Source organism: Roseovarius gahaiensis (genome assembly GCF_011601345.1).
GTDB classification, from domain to species: Bacteria; Pseudomonadota; Alphaproteobacteria; order Rhodobacterales; family Rhodobacteraceae; genus Roseovarius; species Roseovarius gahaiensis.
The window spans coordinates 130,952-152,468 of the sequence record NZ_JAAORB010000004.1 but is presented as its reverse complement, the minus strand read 5'-3'; the positions used below and the strand labels follow the sequence as shown (position 1 = coordinate 152,468).

The 21,517-nt window shown below is 60.5% G+C and carries 19 protein-coding genes; 15 read left to right on the top strand and 4 right to left on the bottom strand.

Features of this window, described 5'->3' with window-relative positions:
* Positions 1-146 precede the first annotated feature (146 nt).
* From HAT86_RS04285 to HAT86_RS04235, 11 genes are all read left to right on the top strand, one after another.
* Positions 147-845: a winged helix-turn-helix transcriptional regulator gene (locus tag HAT86_RS04285; RefSeq protein WP_167193746.1), complete on the top strand. Its 699-nt coding sequence runs from the start codon at positions 147-149 to the stop codon at positions 843-845.
* 190 nt (positions 846-1,035) lie between these two features.
* Positions 1,036-2,166: an MHYT domain-containing protein gene (locus HAT86_RS04280; protein WP_167193744.1), complete on the top strand. Its 1,131-nt coding sequence runs from the start codon at positions 1,036-1,038 to the stop codon at positions 2,164-2,166.
* 135 nt (positions 2,167-2,301) lie between these two features.
* A complete protein-coding gene (locus tag HAT86_RS04275) occupies positions 2,302-3,156 on the top strand; it encodes an FAD binding domain-containing protein (protein ID WP_167193742.1) in 855 nt (284 codons plus the stop codon).
* Between the two features lie 12 nt (positions 3,157-3,168).
* Positions 3,169-3,663 carry a (2Fe-2S)-binding protein gene (locus HAT86_RS04270; protein ID WP_167193739.1) on the top strand — a complete coding sequence of 165 codons (495 nt, stop codon included), beginning with the start codon at positions 3,169-3,171 and terminating at the stop codon, positions 3,661-3,663.
* Positions 3,660-6,086 (top strand): aerobic carbon-monoxide dehydrogenase large subunit, encoded by a 2,427-nt coding sequence (locus HAT86_RS04265; protein WP_167193737.1) that lies wholly within the window; start codon positions 3,660-3,662, stop codon positions 6,084-6,086. The genes HAT86_RS04270 and HAT86_RS04265 overlap by 4 nt, the downstream gene beginning before the upstream one ends.
* A gap of 44 nt (positions 6,087-6,130) precedes the next feature.
* A complete protein-coding gene (locus HAT86_RS04260) occupies positions 6,131-7,006 on the top strand; it encodes an AAA family ATPase (protein WP_167193735.1) in 876 nt (291 codons plus the stop codon).
* On the top strand, positions 7,003-8,184 hold the full coding sequence (locus HAT86_RS04255; protein WP_167193733.1) for a vWA domain-containing protein: 1,182 nt from the start codon (positions 7,003-7,005) through the stop codon (positions 8,182-8,184). Before HAT86_RS04260 ends, HAT86_RS04255 begins: the two co-directional genes overlap by 4 nt.
* Complete coding sequence (locus HAT86_RS04250) at positions 8,181-8,954, top strand: XdhC family protein (protein ID WP_167193731.1); 774 nt, start codon at positions 8,181-8,183, stop codon at positions 8,952-8,954. The genes HAT86_RS04255 and HAT86_RS04250 overlap by 4 nt, the downstream gene beginning before the upstream one ends.
* Positions 8,947-9,552 carry a nucleotidyltransferase family protein gene (locus tag HAT86_RS04245; RefSeq protein ID WP_167193730.1) on the top strand — a complete coding sequence of 202 codons (606 nt, stop codon included), beginning with the start codon at positions 8,947-8,949 and terminating at the stop codon, positions 9,550-9,552. The genes HAT86_RS04250 and HAT86_RS04245 overlap by 8 nt, the downstream gene beginning before the upstream one ends.
* Positions 9,553-9,663: 111 nt before the next feature.
* The gene (locus tag HAT86_RS04240; protein ID WP_167193728.1) at positions 9,664-10,119 is read left to right on the top strand and encodes a CoxG family protein; all 456 of its coding nucleotides are present in this window, start codon (positions 9,664-9,666) and stop codon (positions 10,117-10,119) included.
* A complete protein-coding gene (locus HAT86_RS04235; RefSeq protein ID WP_167193726.1) occupies positions 10,100-11,023 on the top strand; it encodes an XdhC family protein in 924 nt (307 codons plus the stop codon). Before HAT86_RS04240 ends, HAT86_RS04235 begins: the two co-directional genes overlap by 20 nt.
* Before the next feature lie 41 nt (positions 11,024-11,064).
* Here HAT86_RS04235 and HAT86_RS04230 read toward each other — a convergent pair whose 3' ends face one another.
* From HAT86_RS04230 to HAT86_RS04220, 3 genes are read right to left on the bottom strand one after another with little or no spacing between them, the layout of a single operon-like run.
* Entirely contained in the window at positions 11,065-12,096 is a 1,032-nt protein-coding gene (locus HAT86_RS04230; RefSeq protein ID WP_167193723.1) for a YeiH family protein, read from the bottom strand.
* 6 nt (positions 12,097-12,102) lie between these two features.
* On the bottom strand, positions 12,103-13,872 hold the full coding sequence (gene xsc, locus HAT86_RS04225; protein ID WP_167193721.1) for a sulfoacetaldehyde acetyltransferase: 1,770 nt from the start codon (positions 13,870-13,872) through the stop codon (positions 12,103-12,105).
* Positions 13,873-13,906: 34 nt separating this feature from the next.
* Positions 13,907-15,532 (bottom strand): GMC family oxidoreductase, encoded by a 1,626-nt coding sequence (locus HAT86_RS04220; protein ID WP_167193720.1) that lies wholly within the window; start codon positions 15,530-15,532, stop codon positions 13,907-13,909.
* A 117-nt stretch (positions 15,533-15,649) separates the two neighbouring features.
* Between HAT86_RS04220 and HAT86_RS04215 the strand changes: the two genes are divergently transcribed.
* The 4 genes from HAT86_RS04215 to HAT86_RS04200 all read left to right on the top strand — a co-directional run bounded on the left by HAT86_RS04215 (position 15,650) and on the right by HAT86_RS04200 (position 19,803).
* Positions 15,650-16,885, top strand: a complete 1,236-nt coding sequence (locus tag HAT86_RS04215) for a TRAP transporter substrate-binding protein (protein WP_167193718.1) — start codon at positions 15,650-15,652, stop codon at positions 16,883-16,885.
* A 93-nt stretch (positions 16,886-16,978) separates the two neighbouring features.
* Positions 16,979-17,647 (top strand): TRAP transporter small permease, encoded by a 669-nt coding sequence (locus tag HAT86_RS04210; protein ID WP_167193716.1) that lies wholly within the window; start codon positions 16,979-16,981, stop codon positions 17,645-17,647.
* Between the two features lies 1 nt (position 17,648).
* Positions 17,649-19,010 carry a TRAP transporter large permease gene (locus HAT86_RS04205; protein WP_167193714.1) on the top strand — a complete coding sequence of 454 codons (1,362 nt, stop codon included), beginning with the start codon at positions 17,649-17,651 and terminating at the stop codon, positions 19,008-19,010.
* A 13-nt stretch (positions 19,011-19,023) separates the two neighbouring features.
* Positions 19,024-19,803 carry an IclR family transcriptional regulator gene (locus HAT86_RS04200; RefSeq protein ID WP_167193712.1) on the top strand — a complete coding sequence of 260 codons (780 nt, stop codon included), beginning with the start codon at positions 19,024-19,026 and terminating at the stop codon, positions 19,801-19,803.
* A gap of 276 nt (positions 19,804-20,079) precedes the next feature.
* On the opposite strand, the gene HAT86_RS04195 is transcribed toward HAT86_RS04200, so the two are convergent.
* Positions 20,080-21,507, bottom strand: a complete 1,428-nt coding sequence (locus HAT86_RS04195; RefSeq protein ID WP_167193710.1) for a C69 family dipeptidase — start codon at positions 21,505-21,507, stop codon at positions 20,080-20,082.
* Positions 21,508-21,517: the final 10 nt, after the last annotated feature.

The following is a 21,517-nucleotide window of genomic DNA, read 5'->3' as shown; positions in this document are numbered from 1 at the left end:
GACCGCTCCGGCCTGTGCGTAGAATGGCATCCATGTCTGCTGTCAGGCTAGTTCACGAACTGAATCCGCCCCGGTACAGGGCCTGAACTGGTCAGATGCGGGGGCGATATGTCAGGCGGTGGGCACGACAGGAAAGGAGGCTCTCCATGACCAATGCGAGCTACAAACAATTCTGCCCCGTCGCGATGGCGGCAGAGGTTTTGTGCACCCGCTGGACGGTTGTTTTGTTGCGCGAACTGGTGGCCGGATCGACCCGCTTTAACGAGTTGCGCCGAGGCGTGCCGCGCATGTCGCCGGCGCTGCTGTCAAAGCGCTTGCGCGAGTTGGAGACGGCGGGTGTGGTGATGCGCGAACGGCTGCCTGAGGCGCCCGAGATCGAAGCCTACCGGCTGACCCAAGCCGGGTGCGACATTCAGCCAGTGATCGAGGCCATCGGCATGTGGGGCCAGAAATGGGTTGAGACCGAGCCGTCGCTGGAAAACCTCGACCCCGAGCTTTTGATGTGGGACATGCGCCGCAATCTCGACACCGACCCGGTGCCGGACCGCCGCGTGGTGATCGCGTTCATCTATCCCGAACTGCCCGAGGCTCAGCGCAACTGGTGGCTGATCGTCGAGCCGGACCGCACGGTTGACCTGTGCCACATCGACCCCGGCTTTGACGTTGATCTTTACGCGACCGTGGATCTGCGCACGATGACCGAAATCTGGATGGGCCTGCGGTCGGTCTCTGATGCTGTCGACCGCGAGGCGCTGCTGTTGGTGGGCTCTTCGGGCCTGATCCGTTCCATGCAGACCTGGCTGGGCCTCAGCCCCTTCGCGGGGCAGGAAAAACTGGCAAGTTGAGTGTGATTTGCCGGTCAAGCAGACGGCGCCGAATGGCGGTTGGGTATATGTGCCGCCTCCCGGTCAGCTTCCGGTGAACCGCCCGCGCCAAGGAAGCCGGGGAAGGGGCTGCTCACAGCGCGCTCACCAAGATGGTGCGACCGTCACTTGGGAATTGCAATGTGCACAAACATTGATCATCCTGTATACTATGGAGTACCTGCAGACATCGCACAGCGCTTTTCTGACAAGCATGGCCGGAATCGTGGCGTTGGCAGCCGGTTTTACCGGCTTGTCGCTGACCCGTGGGCTGCAGCAACGCGCAGTGATGGCAAAAAAGCTGTCTGTCGCCTTGGCGGCCGTGGCCCTAGGGGGCGGGATTTGGGCGATGCACTTTATCGCCATGCTCGGGCTGCAAATGCCCGTTCTGTTTTACTACGACGCTGCCGTGACGCTTATCTCGGCCTTGACCGCCATTCTGATTGTCGGGGCCGCCTTGATGCTTTTGCATTTTGCCGAGCGCACGCCGTTGGTCATCACCAGCGCCGGTGCGATTGTCGGGGGCGGTGTTCTTGCGATGCATTATATTGGAATGGCCGGGCTTCAGCTGTGTCGGGCCGTCTATACTTGGCCGGGGCTGGTGATCTCCTCTGTCGTTGCCATTGGCCTGTGCATCATGGCGTTTTGGGTCGCATATGGCCATCGGACAAACCGTAATATTCTTTTGGGGACGCTGTGTTTTGCCGTCGCCGTCATTGCTGTTCATTTCTTGGCGATGGCGGGAACCCGTTTTGTTGCGATGCCGGATACCGGAGAATTCGGACCGCTGATGAGCAATGAGATCCTTGCGCTTGGAGTCATCTTTTTCAGTTTTGTAATCTTTGGGGCCTGTCTTTGGGTCAGTGTCACCTATCTGCTGCCCGGCGACGGCCCCAAGCGCCAACCTGCTGCAGCAAAAGATGCAGCTGAACCCGCACCGACCGAACCCGCACCGACCGAACAAACCCCGGAGGACACGCATGTTCTGTGCGAGCGTGATGGCAGCAAAGTCTATCTGAGTGCAAAGGACATTCTGTTTGTGCGCGCGGACGCGCATTATACGCAGGTCTACACGGCGCAAGAGCCGTTGTTTTGCACTTGGTCGTTCAGCGAAGCTGCCAAATGCCTTTTGCCCGCAGGTTTTTTGCAAACGCACCGCAGCTATCTGGTCAATCCGGGCCGGGTGGCCCGGTTTGAACGCGTCAAGGATAAGGGCCGCTGCGTGTTTGAAGGCGATGATATACCACCTGCGCTGGTAAGCCGAACCAAGCTTAAGACGACACAGGATGCGCTGGCGCCATAGACGGCGCATTTCGTGCCAATAGCGGCGCATTTCGTGCAAAACCCCAACGTTTCATTGAAATTTTAATGCGTCCGCATGGCGACGCCCGCAATCTTCTACCTAGCCAGAACATTCGCTTTAGGGAGGAGAAAGCCGATGATTCCAGCGGCGTTTGAATATTATCGCCCCAAGGACATGGCATCCGTGCTGTCCTTGCTCGAAGAACACGGGGATGACGCTCGCGTCATGGCCGGAGGCCACAGCCTCATCCCCATGATGAAACTGCGCATGGCCGATGTGCCGCATCTGATCGATCTTCAGGATATCGACGGGCTGTCAGAGATCGAAATTGGTGCCGACACGATCAAGATCGGGGCCATGGTGACCCAAATGGACCTGATCAGCCACGAAGGGCTGGCAGACGCTGCACCCATCCTGCGCGAGACGGCTTTGCAAATTGCCGATCCTCAGGTGCGCTACATGGGCACCGTGGGCGGGAATGTTGCCAATGGCGATCCGGGCAATGACATGCCGGGCCTGATGCAGTGTCTTGATGCGACGATGTCCGTGATTGGGCCGGATGGCGCGCGCGACATCCTTGCACGGGAATTTTACGAAGCAGCGTATATGACCGCGCGGGAAGATGACGAAGTCTTGACCAGCGTGACCATTCCGCGTCCCAAGGGCGGTCACGCTTACGAAAAGCAAAAGCGCAAGATCGGGGATTACGCTACGGCGGCCGCTGCTGTGCAAATCGTGAAAGAGAACGGGGTTTGCACAAGCGCCTCAATCGCGATGACCAACCTCAGCGATATTCCGATCCATTCGCCAGACGCAGAAGCCGCGCTTGTCGGGACGGCCGTGGATGACGCTGCGATCAAGGCAGCGATGCAGGCCATGCTGGGCGACATTGACCCCAACGAAGACAACCGGGGCCCTGTCGCTTTTAAAAACCATGTGGCCGGCGTCATTTTGCGACGCGCCATCGAACGCGCTTGGTCGCGGGCGTAAGGGAGGAATAATATGTCCAACAAGATGCACATTAAATTTACTGTGAACGGCAAAGTCGAAGAGTTCCTTGCCGAGCCACGCGAATTGTTGATCTACACGCTGCGCGAGCGGCTGAATATCACCGGGCCGCATATCGGCTGCGAAACGTCCCATTGCGGTGCTTGCAGCGTCACGATTGACGGAAAATCTGTGAAAGCCTGTACGATGTTCGCAGTGCAGGCCGATGGCGCCGACATCACGACGATCGAAGGGATCGGTGGCCCTGACGACCTGCACCCGTTGCAAAATGCGTTCAAAGAGCATCACGGGCTGCAGTGTGGCTACTGCACACCGGGAATGATCACCCGCGCAACCAAGCTTTTGGAAGAGAACCCCAACCCGACCGAGGAAGAAATCCGGTTTGGCATGGCTGGCAATATTTGCCGCTGCACGGGCTACCAAAACATCATCAAAGCCATTCAGCACGCTGCGGCGGAGATGAATGCAGCCAAGGAGGCGGCGGAATGAAAGACGAAGTCACTCGCGACGAACGCGTCGATAACCTCAAAGGCATGGGCTGCTCGCGCAAGCGGGTCGAGGACGCCCGATTTACCCAGGGCAAGGGCAACTACGTTGATGATGTCAAACTGGATGGCATGCTCTTTGGCGATTTCGTCCGCTCTCCTCATGCGCACGCCAGAATCAAGAATATTGACACATCTGCCGCTCTGGAAGTGCCCGGCGTTCTGGCCGTGCTGACAGCCGCTGATCTGGAACCGCTTGGCCTGCATTGGATGCCGACACTGGCCGGTGACAAGCAGATGGTTTTGGCCGATGGCAAGGTGCTGTTTCAAGGCCAAGAGGTGGCCTTTGTCGTGGCCGAAGACCGCTATGCGGCTTCGGACGGCATGGAAGCGGTCGTTGTCGACTACGAGGAATTGCCAGTTCTGGTGAACCCGTTCGAGGCCCTGAAATCAGACGTCGTATTGCGCGAGGATCTGGTGGCCGAGGATGGCTCTATTCCTGACGGGGCCCACGGCCCGCGCAAGCACGCCAACCATATCTTCACATGGGAAGCGGGCGACAAGGACACCACCGACGAGGTCATCTCGAACGCCGAGATCGTGGCCGAGGAAGAGATGTATTACCACCGGACCCATCCTTGCCCACTGGAAACCTGCGGCTGCGTGGCCTCGATGGATAAAGTCAACGGCAAGCTGACGCTTTGGGGCACCTTTCAGGCGCCGCACGCGATCCGCACAATCGTGGCGCTGATTTCCGGGATGGAAGAGCATAACATTCGCGTCATCTCACCTGATATTGGTGGCGGCTTTGGCAACAAGGTTGGGGCGTATCCCGGGTATGTCTGCTCGGTTGTGGCCTCTATCGTGACGGGCAAGCCGGTCAAGTGGATCGAAGACCGGATGGACAACCTGATGACAACGGCCTTCGCCCGTGACTACTGGATGAAGGGCAAGATCTCGGCCACCAAAGACGGAAAGATCACTGGTCTGCATTGTCATGTGACAGCGGATCATGGCGGCTTTGACGCCTGTGCGGATCCAACGAAATTCCCGGCCGGGTTCATGAATATCTGCACCGGGTCTTATGATATCCCCACAGCTTTCCTAGAGGTGGACGGCGTCTACACCAACAAGGCACCGGGGGGCGTATCCTATCGCTGTTCCTTCCGGGTGACCGAGGCGGTCTATTTCATCGAACGCATGATCGAGGTTCTGGCGATCAAGTTGAACATGGATGCGGCAGAGCTGCGTCGGATCAACTTCATCAAAAAAGAGCAATTCCCCTACACTGCGGCTTTGGGTTGGGAATACGACTCGGGTGATTATCACACCGCTTGGGACAAGGCGCTCAAGACCGTCGACTATGACGGGTTGCGCGCCGAACAAGCGCAGCGTGTTGAGGATTTCAAGGCCGGCAAGACCCGCAAGCTGATGGGTATTGGTTTGTCGTTCTTCACCGAGATCGTCGGTGCGGGGCCCGTTAAGAACTGCGATATTCTTGGCCTTGGCATGTTCGACAGCTGTGAAATCCGTATCCACCCGACAGGCTCGGCGATTGCGCGGCTTGGCACGATTTCTCAGGGTCAGGGACATGCGACGACCTTCGCGCAAATCCTTGCCTCAGAAGTTGGTCTGCCAGCGGACAGCATCACCATAGAAGAGGGTGATACCGACACCGCCCCTTATGGCCTTGGCACTTATGGATCGCGTTCCACCCCGGTGGCCGGGGCCGCCACGGCCATGGCCGGGCGCAAGATCCGCGCCAAGGCACAGATGATCGCGGCGTATTTGCTCGAGGTGCACGACGATGACGTAGAATTCGATGTCGATCGTTTTGTCGTCAAAGGTGCGCCTGAAAAGTTCAAGACGATGAAGGAAATCGCCTTTGCCGCCTACAATCAGGCCATTCCGGGCATGGAACCGGGGCTTGAGGCGGTCAGCTACTACGATCCGCCAAACATGACCTACCCGTTCGGGGCCTATGTCTGCGTGATGGATATCGACGTGGATACAGGCGTGACAGAGATCCGCCGCTTCTATGCGCTGGATGACTGTGGCACGCGGATCAACCCGATGATCATCGAAGGGCAAGTCCATGGCGGCCTGACCGAGGCGCTGGCTGTCGCACTGGGCCAAGAGATTGCCTATGACGACATGGGCAACGTCAAAACCGGGACGTTGATGGATTTCTTCCTGCCAACCGCATGGGAGGTGCCCAACTACGAGACTGACTACACCGTAACGCCCAGTCCGCATCATCCCATCGGTGCCAAGGGCGTGGGTGAAAGCCCGCATGTCGGTGGTGTGCCGTGTTTCTCCAACGCTGTGCAGGATGCATTCCGTGCCTTTGGCAACACGCATACCAACATGCCGCATGATCATTGGCGGATCTGGAAGACCGCCAATGAACTTGGGCTGCACGACTAACGCCAATGAGGGTGCGCGGAGACGCGTACCCTCAGGAGAATCCTATGAGCTGGACTGACTTGAAAACCGCACTGGCCGGGCAAGGCTATGTGGCCTCTGATGACTTGGCTGTTGCTTTGCAACTGGCCTTGTCACTGGGCCGCCCCTTGTTGCTGGAAGGGGCCGCAGGTGTCGGCAAGACCGAAGTTGCGCGCACATTGGCGCAAGCACAGGACACGCGGCTGATCCGGTTGCAATGCTATGAAGGCCTAGACGCGGCGCAGGCGATCTATGAATGGAACTACCAGCGGCAATTGTTGAGCATCCGCGCGGCAGCCGAAGGCGGAGAGACTGGCAAAGCCGTCGAAGACCGCATCTTTTCGCGTGATTTTCTTTTGGAACGCCCGCTTCTGGCGGCGATCACGCAAAAAACACCCCCGGTGTTGCTGATCGATGAAATCGACCGGGCAGATGAAGAGTTTGAGGCCTATTTGCTGGAAATCCTGTCGGATTTTCAGGTTTCCATCCCGGAACTTGGGACAATCAAGGCCACCTCGCAGCCTATCGTGATCCTGACATCGAATGGCACCCGCGATCTGTCGGACGCGCTGCGCCGTCGTTGTCTATACACTTATGTCGAATACCCCGACCGGGCGACGGAATTGGCCGTCCTAAAGGCGCGCTGCCCCGAAATCGAGCAGCGGCTGGGCGAGCAGATCATCGGCTTTGTGCAACGCCTGCGCGAGGAGGATCTGGAAAAGACACCTGGCATCGCCGAAATGCTGGATTTTGCGGCAGCTCTGATGGGGCTGGGCATCGCAGACCTGACCGAAGATCCGGCGGTTTTGCAATCCACCCTGACCACCTTGCTAAAGACCCAAAGCGATCAGGCGAGCATCACCCCGGATGTCGCCGCCCGCATCGCGGGAAAGGCGGCATGAGCCGGGTCACGAAATTCACCGCCCGTGATCCCGGGCCTGCCGCGCGCATGGCGGGGTTCATCGCGCATCTGCGCGAGAATGGCTTGCGTTTGGGTGTCGCCGAGGCAGATGCGGCCATGGCCGCGATTTCGGAGATCGACGCGATCCATCCCGACGACTGCCGCAAGGCCCTGCGCGCCGTTTGCACCGGCTGCAAGGACGAGGCAGAGCGGTTCGACGATCTGTTCAACAGCTTCTGGATGGACATGGGCCGGGTGAAACAAAAAGTCATCCCGAACCAAACCGCTAGCGCGAACGATAATGTGCATTCCTCCCGCGATGGACAGGGCGAAGATCTTGGCGCCGCTGGCTCTGCAACAGCCCCTGACACCGATGGTGGCGAGGCGGACAGTGATGGCACTGGGAAGTTGATCGCAACGAAACAGCGCAACCTAAACCGCCGCGACTTGCGGGATCTGGTGCGCCCCGAGGACATCGCCGAAGCTGAAGACGTGGCGCGCCGATTGGGCGCGGCGTTGCGCGACACCCGATCCCGTCGCCGGGTTGCGGCCCGCCGGGGCGACAGGCTGCATTTCCGAAAAACCATCCGCCATAGCCTTGCGACCGGTGGCGAACCTTTGCGCCTGATCAAGAAACGCAGGCCCGACCGTAGCCGCAAGATCACGGCGATTTGCGACGTGTCCGGTTCGATGAGTGTGTATTCCCAAGTCTTTCTGGCTTTTCTATTCGGGCTCATGCGGGCCGATACATCGGCGGATGCCTACCTTTTTCACACCCGCCTTGTACGGATCACCGAAGCCTTGCGCGACAAAGACGCGATGCGCGCCATTGGCCGCATGACCCTGATGGCAGATGGCTTTGGCGGCGGATCGAAAATCGGCGAAAGCCTGCAAGGCTTCGCAGATACTTATGCGCGCCGTTTTGTTGACGGTCGATCTGTGGTGGTCATCCTGTCCGATGGCTACGACACCAGCGATCCGGCGATCCTTGATCGCGCCCTTGCCAAGTTGCGCAAGCGCGGATGCCGGATCATCTGGCTTAACCCGCTCAAAGGCTGGACAGATTACCAACCTGTGGCCGCGGGCATGGCCGCAGCCCTTCCGCATCTCGATCTGTTCCGTGCAGCAAACACCCTTGACGATCTTGCTGCCCTCGAAACGGAGTTGGCCCGCATATGACACCCGCAGAAGTCATCTCTTCTGAACTCGCCGAAGTCGCACAAGACCTGCGCAACCGGTCAGAGCCCTTTGCCTTTGCCACCATCGTGCGCACCGTGGGCGCGACGGCGGCCAAGCCGGGTGCCAAGGCGCTGCTGTCGGCGGATGGCACCATCCTGCAGGGCTGGCTGGGCGGTGGCTGTACCCGAGGCGCGGTAAAGCGCGCGACTTTGCAGGCTCTGGCAGAGGGCGCACCGCAGCTTGTATCGGTCGCACCGGAAGACCTGCTTGCCGAAAAGGGCGTCACGCCCGGTGATCAGATTGACGGCACCCAATTCGCCCGCAACGGCTGCCCTTCACGGGGGACAGTGGATATATTCATCGAGCCGTGTCTGCCCCTGCCGCAACTGGTGGTTTTGGGCGCATCTCCGGTCGCGCAAGCGCTGAGCATGCTTGCACCGACCTTCCATTGGCACGTCGAAACCGAAATGCAGGCCGTTGGGCCACAGCGGTTCATCGTGGTCGCGACACAAGGTCAGGGGGATCTGGACGCGCTGAAGGCCGCGCTCGATACGCAGGCGGACTACGTTGCCTTTGTTGGCAGCCACCGCAAGTTCGAAGCCCTCGCAGCAAAGCTTGTAGCCGCAGGCGTTGAGAAAGCCGCAGTAGACCGTGTCAAAGCGCCAGCCGGGTCCGATATTGGCGCGGTCACGCCAGAAGAAATCGCCCTGTCTATCCTGGCTGAACTGGTCGAGCGTCGCCGGGCAAAGGTGAAGTCCTGCGATGAATAATCTGAGCACCGTCATACTCGCCGCCGGCCTTTCGCGCCGGATGGGCACAGACAACAAGCTGTTACTGCCGGTTAATGGCATGCCGATGATCTGTCATATGGTCCGCGTGTACAGCGCGGTTACAAATGGCGCCGTGATCGTCGTCACCGGCCATGAGGCACAGCAGATCGAGGCCGCGCTTGACGGCAGTGTTGTGCAGACGGTTTTCAACCCCGATTACAGATTGGGTCAACACACCTCTGTTTCCTGCGGTTTGAACGCGGTGCCAGAAGGCCATGACCTTTTGATTGGATTGAGTGATCAGCCTATGCTGCGCGAAAACGATCTGCACGCGTTGCTTGACGCCCATAGCGCACAGCCCGGCCAAATCTCGATCCCGCGATACGCAGGCCAGCGCGGCAACCCGATCGTGGTCCCTGCGGTGCTGCGGGCTCGGCTTCTGACTGATCCTCGCAACCCCGGTTGCAGGTCATTCACGCGCCAGAACCCCGAACATGTACAGTTCCACGACCTGTCCGCTGCGGGGTTTTACGCCGATATCGACACGCCCGAAGCCTACGCCGCGTTTGAACGTGGCGCATTGGAGCACGTCCTATGAAATCACTCAGAAAATTACTGATCCACCTGCGTCGCATGCTCGCGCTAACCCCTAAACAGGCCGAGCATCTGGCCACCCTCAAATTTCCCTGTTGCTAAAGAAGGATATCGCATGGAACTCGCTGACGAAGTAACAATCAACGCCCCCAAAGACCGTGTCTATGAAGCGCTGAACGATCCCGAGGTGCTGAAGCAGTGTATCCCGGGCTGTGAAGAACTGATCAAACATTCTGACACAGAACTGGAAGCCAAAGTCGTGCTCAAGGTTGGGCCTGTGAAGGCGCGTTTTAGCGGCAATGTGCAGCTTGATACGTCCGGTGCGCCTGATCAATTTTCGCTCACTGGTCAAGGCAACGGCGGCACGGCGGGCCATGCGAAAGGCGGGGCGGACGTCACGCTGACAGCCATCGACGCCCACACCACACTGCTGAAATATGACGCCAAGGCGGATATCGGCGGCAAGCTGGCGCAGCTTGGCAGCCGTCTGATCCAAAGCACGGCCAAAAAACTGGCGGCGAAGTTCTTCAAATCATTTGCCGAAGTGGTCAATGAAGACGCTGCCGCCTGAGGATCTGACCTACACCGAGCATCCCTCGGACATCATTGCAAAGGCGGCCGCGCTCATCAATGCCGGCCGTCCTTTCGCGCTGATCACGTCCATGGCCATCGAAGGTGGGGCCGCGCGAGAGGTCGGGTCGCTGGCTTTGGTCGAGTCCAATGGGGCCATGACCGGCTATTTGTCCAACGGGTGCATCGACCGCGACATTCAACTGCACGCACAGTCAGCACTGGAGCGCGGCACAAAAACGCTTATTCGCTATGGCGAAGGCTCGCGCTATGTCGATCTCAAGTTGCCCTGTGGCGGGGCGCTGACGGTGTTGATTGATCCGGTGCCGGATCGGAACGCCATCTTGAAGGCAGCTCAAAATTTGGCGGCGCGTCACCCTGTGCGCTTGCAATTTTCTGCCGAAAACATGAGCAAAGCTTTTGACTATAGCCCCCGTGATCGTCTGGTGCTGGCCGGGCGCGGGGCTGTTTTTCGGTCCATCGCCCAAATCGGCAAGGCGACGGGATTTGACCTGCATCTCCTTTCGCCTGATCCCGAAGACCTTGCCGCCATCGGGCATTTGGCCAGTTCAAGGCCCGTGCATCTGACAACGCCCGATCAGGTGCCTGAGTTGAACACGCTTGACGCCTTTTCGGCCTTTCTGACGTTGTTCCACGACCATGGGTGGGAACCGGACCTGTTGCGCGCAGCGGTAAACAGCCCTGCCGCGTTCATCGGCAGCTTGGGAAGCCAACGAACCCACCAGATGCGGCTGGACACGCTGCGCGCCATGGGCGTTGATGAGTCAGCATTGACGCGTTTGCGCGGGCCCATTGGTCTGGTTCCATCTTTGAGAGATGCGCCATCCATTGCGGTGTCTGCGCTGGCCGAAGTTGTCGCGGCTTTGCAGCAAACAAACCGTTAGGCGTAACCAGCTGGCGCGCAGGGCCAGCCGGGCGTCGGCCATTACGTCAGCTCCAGAAAGCTGATCCCTGCCAAAACAAGCGCCGCGAGAAACAGGGTTTCGGCCACGATCAGCGTGATCGCCCCGCCGCCCACCTTGATGATGTTGCGCAGGTCCGTCTTCATGCCAACAGCGGCGATGGCCGCCAGCAGCGCCCAAGACGACAGTTTGGCCAAGAGCGCCCCCAGTGTTGCGGGGATCAGGCCAAGGGAATTCAGCGAGGCGAGGCACAAAAACCCCACCACAAAACCGGGCACGATCGGTGTTCGGGTGCCGCCGTCGCGCATCTGTTCACGGTGCCACACCAGCGTGATCACGATCACCACCGGCGCAAGGAAAGAGACGCGGATTAGCTTGACGAGGGTTGATGTCTCGCCCGCGGTCTCGGAAATCGAAAAGCCCGCGCCAACAACCTGCGCGACATCATGCACCGTCGCGCCGATAAAGGCACCGGCCGTGACGTCATCGAACCCAAGCGCCGTGGTGAAGATCGGATAGAGGATCATCGCGATCGTTGACAGGACCGTGACACCCAGCACAGTGAACAATAGGTTTCGTTCGGACCGGTCGTCCTTTGGCAGGACGGCGGCGATAGCCATGGCGGCCGAAGCGCCACAGATTGCCACTGACCCGGCCGTAAGGATGGCAAAGCGCGGCCCCTGTCCGATTACCCGCGCCAGCGCCACACCAAAGAGGATGGTGGCGATCACCCCCAGCACCAGCAGCCCGATCATTCCCCAGCCCAGCGAGGTCAGCATCTCTACGCTGATCCGCGCCCCGAGAATGGCGACACCAAACCGCAAGACGGACCTTGCAGTAAAGCCGATCCCGGCCGCTGCCGAGGTTTCTTCGCTCAGAAAGTTAAGTGCGATCCCGAACAGGAGCGCCATCAGCATCGCCGGCGCGCCGTAATGCTCGGCCACGAATTGCGCGGCCAGCGCCACCAAAACGGCGATCATGAGGCCGGGAAAATAGCTTCGGACGCGCCCGGCCAAATGTCGGCCGGACGCGAGCGAGAGGTCTGGCAGCTTCATGTCGGTCTATTCGACCATGTCGGCGGGATCGATGCCGGCGATCTGAACCGGGGTCTTCATCGCGTCGCGGCGGAACGGATCGCCCAGTTCTTGGTTGAGCATCGCCTCGATGAGGGTGGTGGTATTGTTCTGCATCTGGTCGATGATTGCTTGGTTCAGCGCGTCTGTCAGTTCCTCCATCGTGCGGGCGACCACACCCTTGAGGCCGCAGGCCTCGGCCATACGGGCAAAGCTGACCTGCGTGTCAAGTTCGGTGCCGACGAAATTGTCGTCGAACCACAGGGTCGAATTGCGCTTTTCCGCGCCCCACTGGTAGTTGCGGAACACGATCTGGGTGATCGCGGGCCACTCGGGCCGGCCGATCGCCGTCAGTTCGTTGACGGCGATGCCAAAGGCCCCGTCGCCGGCAAAGCCCACCACCGGCACGTCCGGGCAGCCGATCTTGGCGCCCATGATGGACGGCAGGCCATAGCCGCAGGGGCCGAACAGACCGGGCGCGAGGTATTTCCGCCCCGCTTCGAAACTGGGATAGGCGTTGCCGATGGCGCAGTTGTTGCCGATATCCGAGCTGATGATCGCCTCGCGCGGCAGCGCCGATTGGATCGCGCGCCACGCCATACGCGGGCTCATCCAGTCGGGCTTGGCGGCGCGGGCGCGTTCGTTCCACGTCGTGCCGGGATCGTCCTCTTCGTGGTCCATCGACGACAACTGCTGCGCCCATTTCGACTTGGTTTCGGCGATCTTGGCGCGGCGCGCCTCGCGGCCCTCATCGCCAGCGGTCTCTGAAAGCTGGGCAAGGATGCCGCGGGCGACCTTGCCCGCGTCGCCGACAATGCCGACCGAGACGGTCTTGGTGCGCCCGATGCGGTCGGGGTTGATATCGACTTGGATGATTTGCGCGTCTTTGGGCCAGTAGTCGATGCCGTAGCCCGGCAACGTCGAGAACGGGTTGAGCCGCGTGCCAAGGCACAGCACCACGTCAGCATCGCGGATCAACTCCATCCCCGCCTTCGAGCCGTTATAGCCCAGCGGCCCGGCAAAAAGCGGATGCGAGCCGGGGAAGGCGTCGTTGTGCTGATAGCCCACGCAGACCGGCGCATCGAGCCGTTCGGCCAAGGCGCGGCTTGCCGCGATCCCGCCTTCGGACAGCACCACCCCGGCACCGTTGAGGATAACCGGGTTTTTCGCGGTCGACAGCATCTGCGCGGCTTGCGCGACAGAGTTTTCACCGCCCGGCGAGCGTTCGAATTCCAGCGCCGTGGGCAGGTCTACGTCGATCACCTGTGTCCAGTAATCGCGCGGGATGTTGATCTGTGCTGGTGCCGAAAGTTGCTTGGCCTTGGAGATCACCCGCGCCAGCACCTCGGCCATGCGCGACGGGTCGCGCACCTCTTCTTGATAGGCGACCATGTCTTCGAACAGCTTCATCTGCTCGACCTCTTGGAAACCGCCTTGGCCGATGGTCTTGTTGGCCGCCTGCGGTGTGACCAGCAGCAGCGGCGTGTGGTTCCAGTAAGCGGTTTTCACCGCCGTCACGAAATTGGTGATGCCGGGGCCGTTTTGGGCGATCATCATCGACATCCGGCCTGTCGCGCGGGTGTAGCCGTCGGCCATCATCCCTGCGCTGCCCTCATGCGCACAGTCCCAGAAGGTGATCCCGGCCTTCGGGAACAGATCCGAGATCGGCATCATGGCCGACCCGATGATCCCGAACGCATGTTTGATCCCATGCCGCTGAAGGGTTTTGACAAAGGCTTCTTCCGTGGTCATCTGCATGGCGTGTGAATCCTTTCACGATTGTATGTCGGAGTTAGGTGGCGCGGGCGCCCGCGCTGTGATCCTCGCGGATCATGTCGGCGGCTTTTTCGCCGATCATGATCGCCGGGGCGTTGGTGTTGCCCGAAACGATCTCGGGCATGATCGAGCAATCCGCGACGCGCAGGCCGGTGATGCCGTGCACGCGCAGACGGGCATCCACCACCGCATCCCCGCCGGGCCCCATCTTGCAGGTGCCGGTGGGGTGGTAGATCGTCGTGGAATAGTTGCGCGCCCAATCCAGCGTGCCCTCGTAGTCGTCGAGATCAAGCGACGCGTCGGGGCGGAACTCTTCGGAGATCTTGCTGTCGAGCGGTGCGTGGCGTGCGATGCGCCGGGCGATCCTGACGCCTTCGACGATCGTTCGACAGTCGGTCTCGGTCGAAAGGTAGTTGGGGTGGATTTTCGGGTATCCGGTTGGATCGTCCGGGGCGAGACGGATCTTGCCGCGGCTTTCGGGGCGCAGCTGACAAACCGACATCGTAAAGGCCGAGAAGGGATGGACCCCCTCGCCGGGGCTGTCGGCTGACCAAGGTTGCACGTGGAACTGGATGTCGGGCGTTTCGACATGCGGGCCGGTGCGCATAAAGCCGGTTGCAAGGCTTGCGGCCATCGCCATCGGCCCGGCCCGGAACATCGCGTATTTGAGCGCAATGCGCGCCTGATTGTAGAGGCTGCGCACCTCGTCGTTCAGCGTGGGTTCATTGCACTTGAACACCAGCCGGGCCTGAAGGTGGTCTTGCATGTTGCCGCCCACGCCGGGCAGGTCGCGCAGCACCTCGATGCCACATGCCTTGAGGTGTGCGGCCTCGCCCAATCCCGAGAGCATCAGAAGATGCGGCGATCCGATGGCGCCGGAGGATAGGATGACCTCTCGCCCGGCGGTGACCACATGCTCGGCGCCCGCCCGGTCGCGATAAGCCACCCCGGTGGCGCGGGTGCCGTCGAAAACGACTCGGCTGGCCTGTGCCCGTGTCAGGATGGTCAGGTTCTCGCGCTTGCGGACTGGGTTGAGAAAGGCCACGGCCGACGAACAGCGCCGCCCCTTGCGCGCGGTGAGCTGAAAATATCCCACGCCTTCCTGTGTTGCGCCGTTGTAATCGGGGTTGAACGGATAGCCGGCCTCTTGTGCGGCGGCGACCCAGGCGTCGCAGATGGGGCGTTGTAGCCGCATGTTCGAGACCGAAAGCGGCCCGGCGTCGCCATGAAACTCATCCGCGCCACGCTCTTGGCATTCGGATCGCTTGAAGAGCGGCAGCACCTCGTCCCAGCCCCAGCCCGGATTGCCCTTCTGCGCCCAGCGGTCGTAATCCTGCGGCTGGCCGCGCACGTAAAGCAGCCCATTGAGCGAGGACGACCCCCCCAGCACCTTGCCGCGCGGCCAGTCAAGCGCACGGCCATTCAGGCCCGGATCAGGCTCGGTGCGGTAACACCAGTCCACCGACGGGTTGTGCATGGTTTTGAAATAGCCGACCGGGATATGGATCCATGGATTCCAGTCACGCCCGCCCGCTTCCATCAGAATGACAGTGATATTCGGATCGGCAGAGAGGCGATTCGCAAGCACACATCCAGCAGAGCCCGCCCCAACGATTACGTAATCCGCTGATATTTCCGACATTTTCGACCGCCCTTTGCCCAAATTGTGTGCGGGGAAATATTTTCCTTGCCAGGTTGAGCATATGTCGATCAATATTGAGACTGCAAGTATCAAAATTGCGCAATAAGGGAGGATATCATGAAAGCATCGAAAGCCCTCAGCGGGATTTCCCGCAGGGATCTGTTTCGCCTGTCAGGTCAGTTCGGCCTGTCATCCGTGGTTTTGGGCGCCGGGGCGCTGACGGGGGCGGTGTCGCTGTCTTCGGTCGCCCGTGCAGCCGAAAGCACCTATGAAAAGCGGTTTGCCAAAGAGCCAAAACACACGCTGAAATTGGGCGCGGCTGGCTTCAATGCGCAGAACCTTCTGATTGAACGCGCCGGTGTTCTGGAGTTTGCCCGCGATCTGGAGGAGCGGACCGAAGGTGAAATCCGCGTGGAATTCATCGGTGATAACCAAATCTGCGGCCAGTTGAACTGTGTCGAAAAGGCCCAGACCGGCGTGATCGACATGTATGCCGCCTCGACGCAGAACTCGGCTGGTGGCGCGCCCTATCTCAACGTGCTCGACTACGCCTATATGTTCCCCAGCCGGGCATCGCAGTATCATTTCCTGTACTCGCCGGAATCGCAGCGCATCCTGCGCGATCCGTTGGAAAAGCGGCACGGTCTGAAGTTCCTCTTCAGCCATTGTGAACTGCGCGGCATCCAGCTTGGCAGCAACTTTGCCGATAAGCCCACTGTCACCAAGCTGGAAGAGCTTTTTGGCACCAAGAACCGTGTGACGGGCACACAACTTGGCCGCATCGCGATGCAACAGCTGAACCTGAACCCAGTGCCGGTGGCGTGGGAAGAAACGCTTGACGGTCTCAAGCAGGGTCTGATCGACGGCGCCGAAACTTGGGCGTCTGCCGTGGCCTATGCCAACATGTCGCCGGTTGTGAGCCAGTCGGTCGACCTCAAGTTCTTCTGCGGCACGGAGCACACGTCGATGTCGGCGCGGGTCTTTGACGAGATGGAACCGCATCTGCAGGACGCGATCATGGAATCGGCTTATTTGGCACAGGTTCACGTGCAGGCGGCCAACGAGGCGGCGTTGGTCAAGACGGTGGGCTTCTCTGACCCGCAGCTTCCCGGCACGATCTTTGACCAGCATGACGTGCGTCCTGCGTTCCTTGCAGACGATCAGATCAAGATGGCCGAAGAGATGTGCTCGCCCGAGTTCAACCCCGAGCCTTGGGCGCAGTGGCGCGAGCGGCTCAACAACTGGGCCGGTGGCATCGACACCTATCAAGAGATCTACGACACCGCGCGCCAGATTCCCGTGGATACGCTGCCCGAGAATGTCGAGCCGCGCCGCTGGTGGCGTTCGGCATGATCACCTAGCATAGGGTCGGGCCGTATGCGGCCCGACCTCAAGCCGCCGTGACGTGCGGCCAAGACATACGGCAACCCAAAGGGAGGAATGGGCATGACCGGTTGGTTTCAGGGCACGGGGGACATCCTGAGTGCCCTCGCTGCGGGCGATTCATGGATGTTGAGCGAAGCAATGCGTGCACCGGCGGCTTGGCCGCTGGGGCTGATCGCGATGCTGGCGCTGGCAATGGTTTTTCTTGTGCTCTATCGCGTCGTGCCGTGGACCGAGCGTAACCTTGAACAGACGCTTATGGTCGTGTCCTACCTCGCCATTGGTGGGATCATTTTCGTCGAGGTGTTTCGCCGCTTCGTCCTGTCGCAGCAGGCACCTTGGTCGACCACGCTGCCGCCGTTCCTGTTCCTCATTATGACGTGGTTCGGGTGCAGCTATAACGTCAAGTTGCGCACGCATCTGGCGTTTAATGAATTCCGCACCGCCATGCCACGGGCGGGTCAGATGGCATGCCTGACGCTGGATGCGGTGATGTGGATTGGATTTTCTTGGGTGGTGGTCGTGACCGCGACCAAGGTGGCGGCTAACTCGGCCGCGAATTTTCAGATCATGCTGGGCACGGACAACATCATGCAATGGTGGTTCCTGCTGTCGGTGCCGCTGGCGTTCACAACACTGGTGGCGCGGGTGATTGAAAACCTGCTGACCGATATCGCCAATTTCAGGCGGGGCAACACGCTTATCACCCAAGCCGTGATCGGAGGCGACTGACATGACCGACCCTTCAACGCTTGTCACGCTCATTTCTATAGGGGTGACCCTTCTCTTCATGCTCGGCGTGCCGGTCTTTCTGGTGATCGGCTACTGGGTGATCGGCGTCTCCTTCGTGCTTGGGATGCCATTGCAGAATATCGGCGGCGCGCTGGCGGATGTGTTCACCGACGGGTTTGCGCTGCTGGCGATGCCACTCTTCATCCTGACGGGCGACCTGATCAACCGCTCGGGCATCGCACGACGCCTGAGCGATTTCGCCTATGCCTGCCTTGGCTGGATCCGTGGCGGGCTGGCGATGGCGTCACTTGGCGCTTGCGGGCTTTTCGCCGCGATCTCCGGCTCCAATTCGGCCACCACGGCCACGATCGGCTCGATGCTGCATCCCGAAATGGTCAAAGGCGGCTACGATGAGCGGTTCTCGGCGGCGACGGCGGCGGCGGGCGGCACGGTGGGTATCATCATCCCGCCCTCGATCATTTTCATCGTCTATGGCTTCCTGCTCAATCTGCCGATTTCCGAGCTGTTCGTCGCCGGCATCATCCCCGGTGCGATGATGGTGGGCGCGATGATGTTCGCCGCCTTCCTGATCTGCTGGAGCAACAAGTGGGGCATTCTCATCGCACTTAGCCCGATGCGGGTGATCAAAACCGCCATCGGCGCATGGCTTGGCTTTTTTGCCATCGGCCTGGTTCTCTGGGGCATTTACACCGGAAAATTCTCACCCACAGAGGCGGCGGGCGTGACCGTGGGCTTCTGCGTGATCGTGGGCTTTATAAGCCTGCCGCTCTACAAGATCATGGGCGGGGCCAAAGGCCGCGACGTGAGCGAAAAGCGCGTCTCGGAAATGCTGGTGGTCGAAGGGTTCAGCCCGCTGGAGTTGCCTTCGATCACCATGCGCTCGGCGCAGATCACAGGCATTCTTGCGCCGCTCATCGCGGTGTCGGTGGTGATGCAGCAGATCTTGTCGGTGCTGGGCGCGCAGGAACTGATCGGCGATTTCGTAACCTCGATGGGCGGGTATTACGCGGTGCTTTTCACGTCGATGGCGATCGTTTTTGTCTGCGGTATGGTGCTGGAAAGCCTGCCAGTGACGATCATCCTTGCGCCGATCCTTGCACCGATTGCGCATTCGGTGGGCGTCGAGCCGGTGCAATTCGCGGTGATCTTCCTTGTCGGGGCGTCCATCGGGTTCGTCACACCACCCTATGGTCTGAATCTCTATGTCGCATCCGGCGTGACGGGCGTTCCCTACTTCCGGCTTTTGCGCTACACGCTGCCGTATCTGGTGGCACTGCTGACGGTCTGGTTCATAATCGCGTTGGTGCCTGAATTTTCAACGGCGCTGTTGCCGAACCGATGACGGTGGGGTTTCGATGGACGGGGACAACACGGGGACAATCCCCACAAACCTGCGCTTGCTTTTGGTGATTGAAGAAATCGCCAAGGCAGGCGTGCCGGTCACGCCCACGGATGTGAACGCCGCCCTCGGCCTGCCCAAGCCAACGATCCACCGGCTGTTTGCCACGCTGGAGGACGAAGGCTTTTTGCAGCGCGACATGGATGGGCGGACCTATTCGCCCGGCCCCCGGTTGCGCACCATGGCGGGCGGCATCCTGTCTTCGCTGCGCATCCGCACCGCGCGGCAGGCCATTCTCAAACGGCTGAGCAGCGAGATCGGCGAGACCTGCAACATTGCCCTGCCAGATCGCGACGCGATGATCTATCTGGAGCGGGTCGAGACCGAATGGCCGCTGCGGATCCAATTGCCCATCGGCACGCGCGTGCCGTTCTACTGCACGGCAAGCGGCAAGATGTACCTGTCGTCACTGACAAAGACGCACCTTGCGAAATACCTTGCCGCGACCAACCTTGAGGCGCGGACGCCCAATACCCTGACCGGTGCCGACGAACTGATGACAGAGATCGCCAGCGTGCGCACGCAGGGCTATTCGATTGATCGCGAGGAATTCATGCGCGACATGATCGCGCTTGCCGTGCCGATCCTTGATACGAACGACCGTCTGATGGCGACGCTGGCCTTTCACGCGCCGACGCAACGTTTCGACATCGCACGCGCGTTGGAATATCTGCCTTCGATGCATGCTGCGGCGGCAGACCTGTCACGACTTGTGTCCGAGGGTGATGCGGGCTGAGCCCCGCCGCCCCCCGTCCAGCAGGCCCGCGCAGTCATAGGGCCTGCCCAAGTGTCCAATCGCCGCGGCCTCGCGCATGATTTGCTTGGTCGCGGCAGACGCGCGAGGCCCGTTTTCCTGCACCTGCGGAGGATGGCCGCATCTTGGGTGATGCAGCCTTAGCCTGCCGGATTGCACATGTCGCCGACGACACCGCGACGCAACGGGATCATGCCGTTTGGTTCCAACAAAACGGTTTCCAGCTTGGCGCTTAGGCGTGGCCCGATATTTTTGATCCTACCATATCTGTTCCGGTGACAGGGGCGTTGTGGTCATGTTTAACGCGCCAAGTGCGCGCAATCGGGCATAGGCCGCATCCGCGAGCGCATTGCAATCGGTCAAGGCCCGGTCAAACCGTGCATGATTGAACTCTGTCAAAACCCGTGATGCCAGCGTCGCTTCGTCGGCATCCAGCAGACGCGATGCCGCGCGCACAATATCGGGCAGTTCCGTATTCGTGTGCGCCTCGATCGCGCGCCAGTGCGTCCAGACTTCCTGCAGGATCGGGTCCGGCGTTTGGAAGGCAAGATGCATCAGCCGTTTGAAGTCGCTGAAGGCCGAGGGGCCGGTTTCGATGCCCTGTGGGACCAGCGAAACCGTATCGGGGTCTTTGTCCGCCTTTCGACAGTCCAGAAAGCGATGGCTTTCGCCGGTTGTCAGGTAGCGGTGCTGCTGCCATGCAGGCGGCACCGAAGTCTGCCCCATAAAGACCGGCAACAGCGGCGCGGTGACCGGCCCGACCGGCGCATGCCACATCATGCGCAGCGCATCATGCTTGGGATGGACAAGCGGCACAACCTGCCCATACCCGGCGGTGTCGCCGGTCAGGCGCTCTGTGCTGATCGACCAGAATACATCCTCCAGACCGATCTTGCCCGGCCGCGCGGCGCGGCTGCGCATTTCGTCCTCGATCCAGGCGACGCCATCCCAACGGTGCTTGCCGTCACCATAGACATGATTGACATGAAACGGGCCATCATCCGGCGACCACCAGCCCATCTCGCGGGCCGTGTCGAAGAAATGCGGCGGACACAGGAAATCTTCGGTCGGGGCGTCTGGAACCGTGCCAATATAGCCCGGTCGCGAGGCCCGGATGCTGTCCGGGCCCAGCCGTTCGGCACACCAAAGGCCCTTGCCGCCGGCAAACTCAATCACCACCCAAGCCTCGTCAGGGTCGGCGATTATGTGGGAATTGCCGCCATAGGTGGAATAGCCATGCGTGGCGATCAGCGTGCCGATCAGCTCGACACCTTCGCGGGCAGTGCGGGCCCGCTCCACCACCAATCGGGCAAGGTCGGAATAGTTTGGCCCGCTCTGATCCTTGGGCGTCATCTCGATCAAATCGGCCCGTGAGGTGGACCAGATGTCGCGCACGGCCACGCCACATTCGTTCAGCCCGCCATTGGTCAGCGGGGCCGGGACTCCAAGATAATAGCTATAGCTCACCCGCATATTGCGCAGCGTCTTAGGGGCTTGTGGAATGCTACCAAGATGGCCCGGCATATCGGCTTGCGGGGTCACGCCCACCGTGACGGTCGCCCCCTGTGGATGTTCGGCGCGCGGGCATATTTCCAGCCAGTGACTGCTTGGCTCATCCCCATAACCGGCCAGGTAGGCCACCCCGTCGGCTGTGTGGTTGCGTCCGATATAGATACCGTAACTCATTGTGATCTTC

Coding starts and splice junctions, on each gene's coding strand:
- HAT86_RS04200 (WP_167193712.1), top strand. CDS start 19,024: ATGGACGGGGACAACACGGGGACAATCCCCACAAACCTGCGCTTGCTT.
- HAT86_RS04250 (WP_167193731.1), top strand. CDS start 8,181: ATGACACCCGCAGAAGTCATCTCTTCTGAACTCGCCGAAGTCGCACAA.
- HAT86_RS04230 (WP_167193723.1), bottom strand. CDS start 12,096: ATGAAGCTGCCAGACCTCTCGCTCGCGTCCGGCCGACATTTGGCCGGG.
- HAT86_RS04220 (WP_167193720.1), bottom strand. CDS start 15,532: ATGTCGGAAATATCAGCGGATTACGTAATCGTTGGGGCGGGCTCTGCT.
- HAT86_RS04235 (WP_167193726.1), top strand. CDS start 10,100: ATGAAGACGCTGCCGCCTGAGGATCTGACCTACACCGAGCATCCCTCG.
- HAT86_RS04210 (WP_167193716.1), top strand. CDS start 16,979: ATGACCGGTTGGTTTCAGGGCACGGGGGACATCCTGAGTGCCCTCGCT.
- HAT86_RS04280 (WP_167193744.1), top strand. CDS start 1,036: ATGGAGTACCTGCAGACATCGCACAGCGCTTTTCTGACAAGCATGGCC.
- HAT86_RS04285 (WP_167193746.1), top strand. CDS start 147: ATGACCAATGCGAGCTACAAACAATTCTGCCCCGTCGCGATGGCGGCA.
- HAT86_RS04265 (WP_167193737.1), top strand. CDS start 3,660: ATGAAAGACGAAGTCACTCGCGACGAACGCGTCGATAACCTCAAAGGC.
- xsc (WP_167193721.1), bottom strand. CDS start 13,872: ATGCAGATGACCACGGAAGAAGCCTTTGTCAAAACCCTTCAGCGGCAT.
- HAT86_RS04245 (WP_167193730.1), top strand. CDS start 8,947: ATGAATAATCTGAGCACCGTCATACTCGCCGCCGGCCTTTCGCGCCGG.
- HAT86_RS04275 (WP_167193742.1), top strand. CDS start 2,302: ATGATTCCAGCGGCGTTTGAATATTATCGCCCCAAGGACATGGCATCC.
- HAT86_RS04255 (WP_167193733.1), top strand. CDS start 7,003: ATGAGCCGGGTCACGAAATTCACCGCCCGTGATCCCGGGCCTGCCGCG.
- HAT86_RS04205 (WP_167193714.1), top strand. CDS start 17,649: ATGACCGACCCTTCAACGCTTGTCACGCTCATTTCTATAGGGGTGACC.
- HAT86_RS04260 (WP_167193735.1), top strand. CDS start 6,131: ATGAGCTGGACTGACTTGAAAACCGCACTGGCCGGGCAAGGCTATGTG.
- HAT86_RS04195 (WP_167193710.1), bottom strand. CDS start 21,507: ATGAGTTACGGTATCTATATCGGACGCAACCACACAGCCGACGGGGTG.
- HAT86_RS04240 (WP_167193728.1), top strand. CDS start 9,664: ATGGAACTCGCTGACGAAGTAACAATCAACGCCCCCAAAGACCGTGTC.
- HAT86_RS04215 (WP_167193718.1), top strand. CDS start 15,650: ATGAAAGCATCGAAAGCCCTCAGCGGGATTTCCCGCAGGGATCTGTTT.
- HAT86_RS04270 (WP_167193739.1), top strand. CDS start 3,169: ATGTCCAACAAGATGCACATTAAATTTACTGTGAACGGCAAAGTCGAA.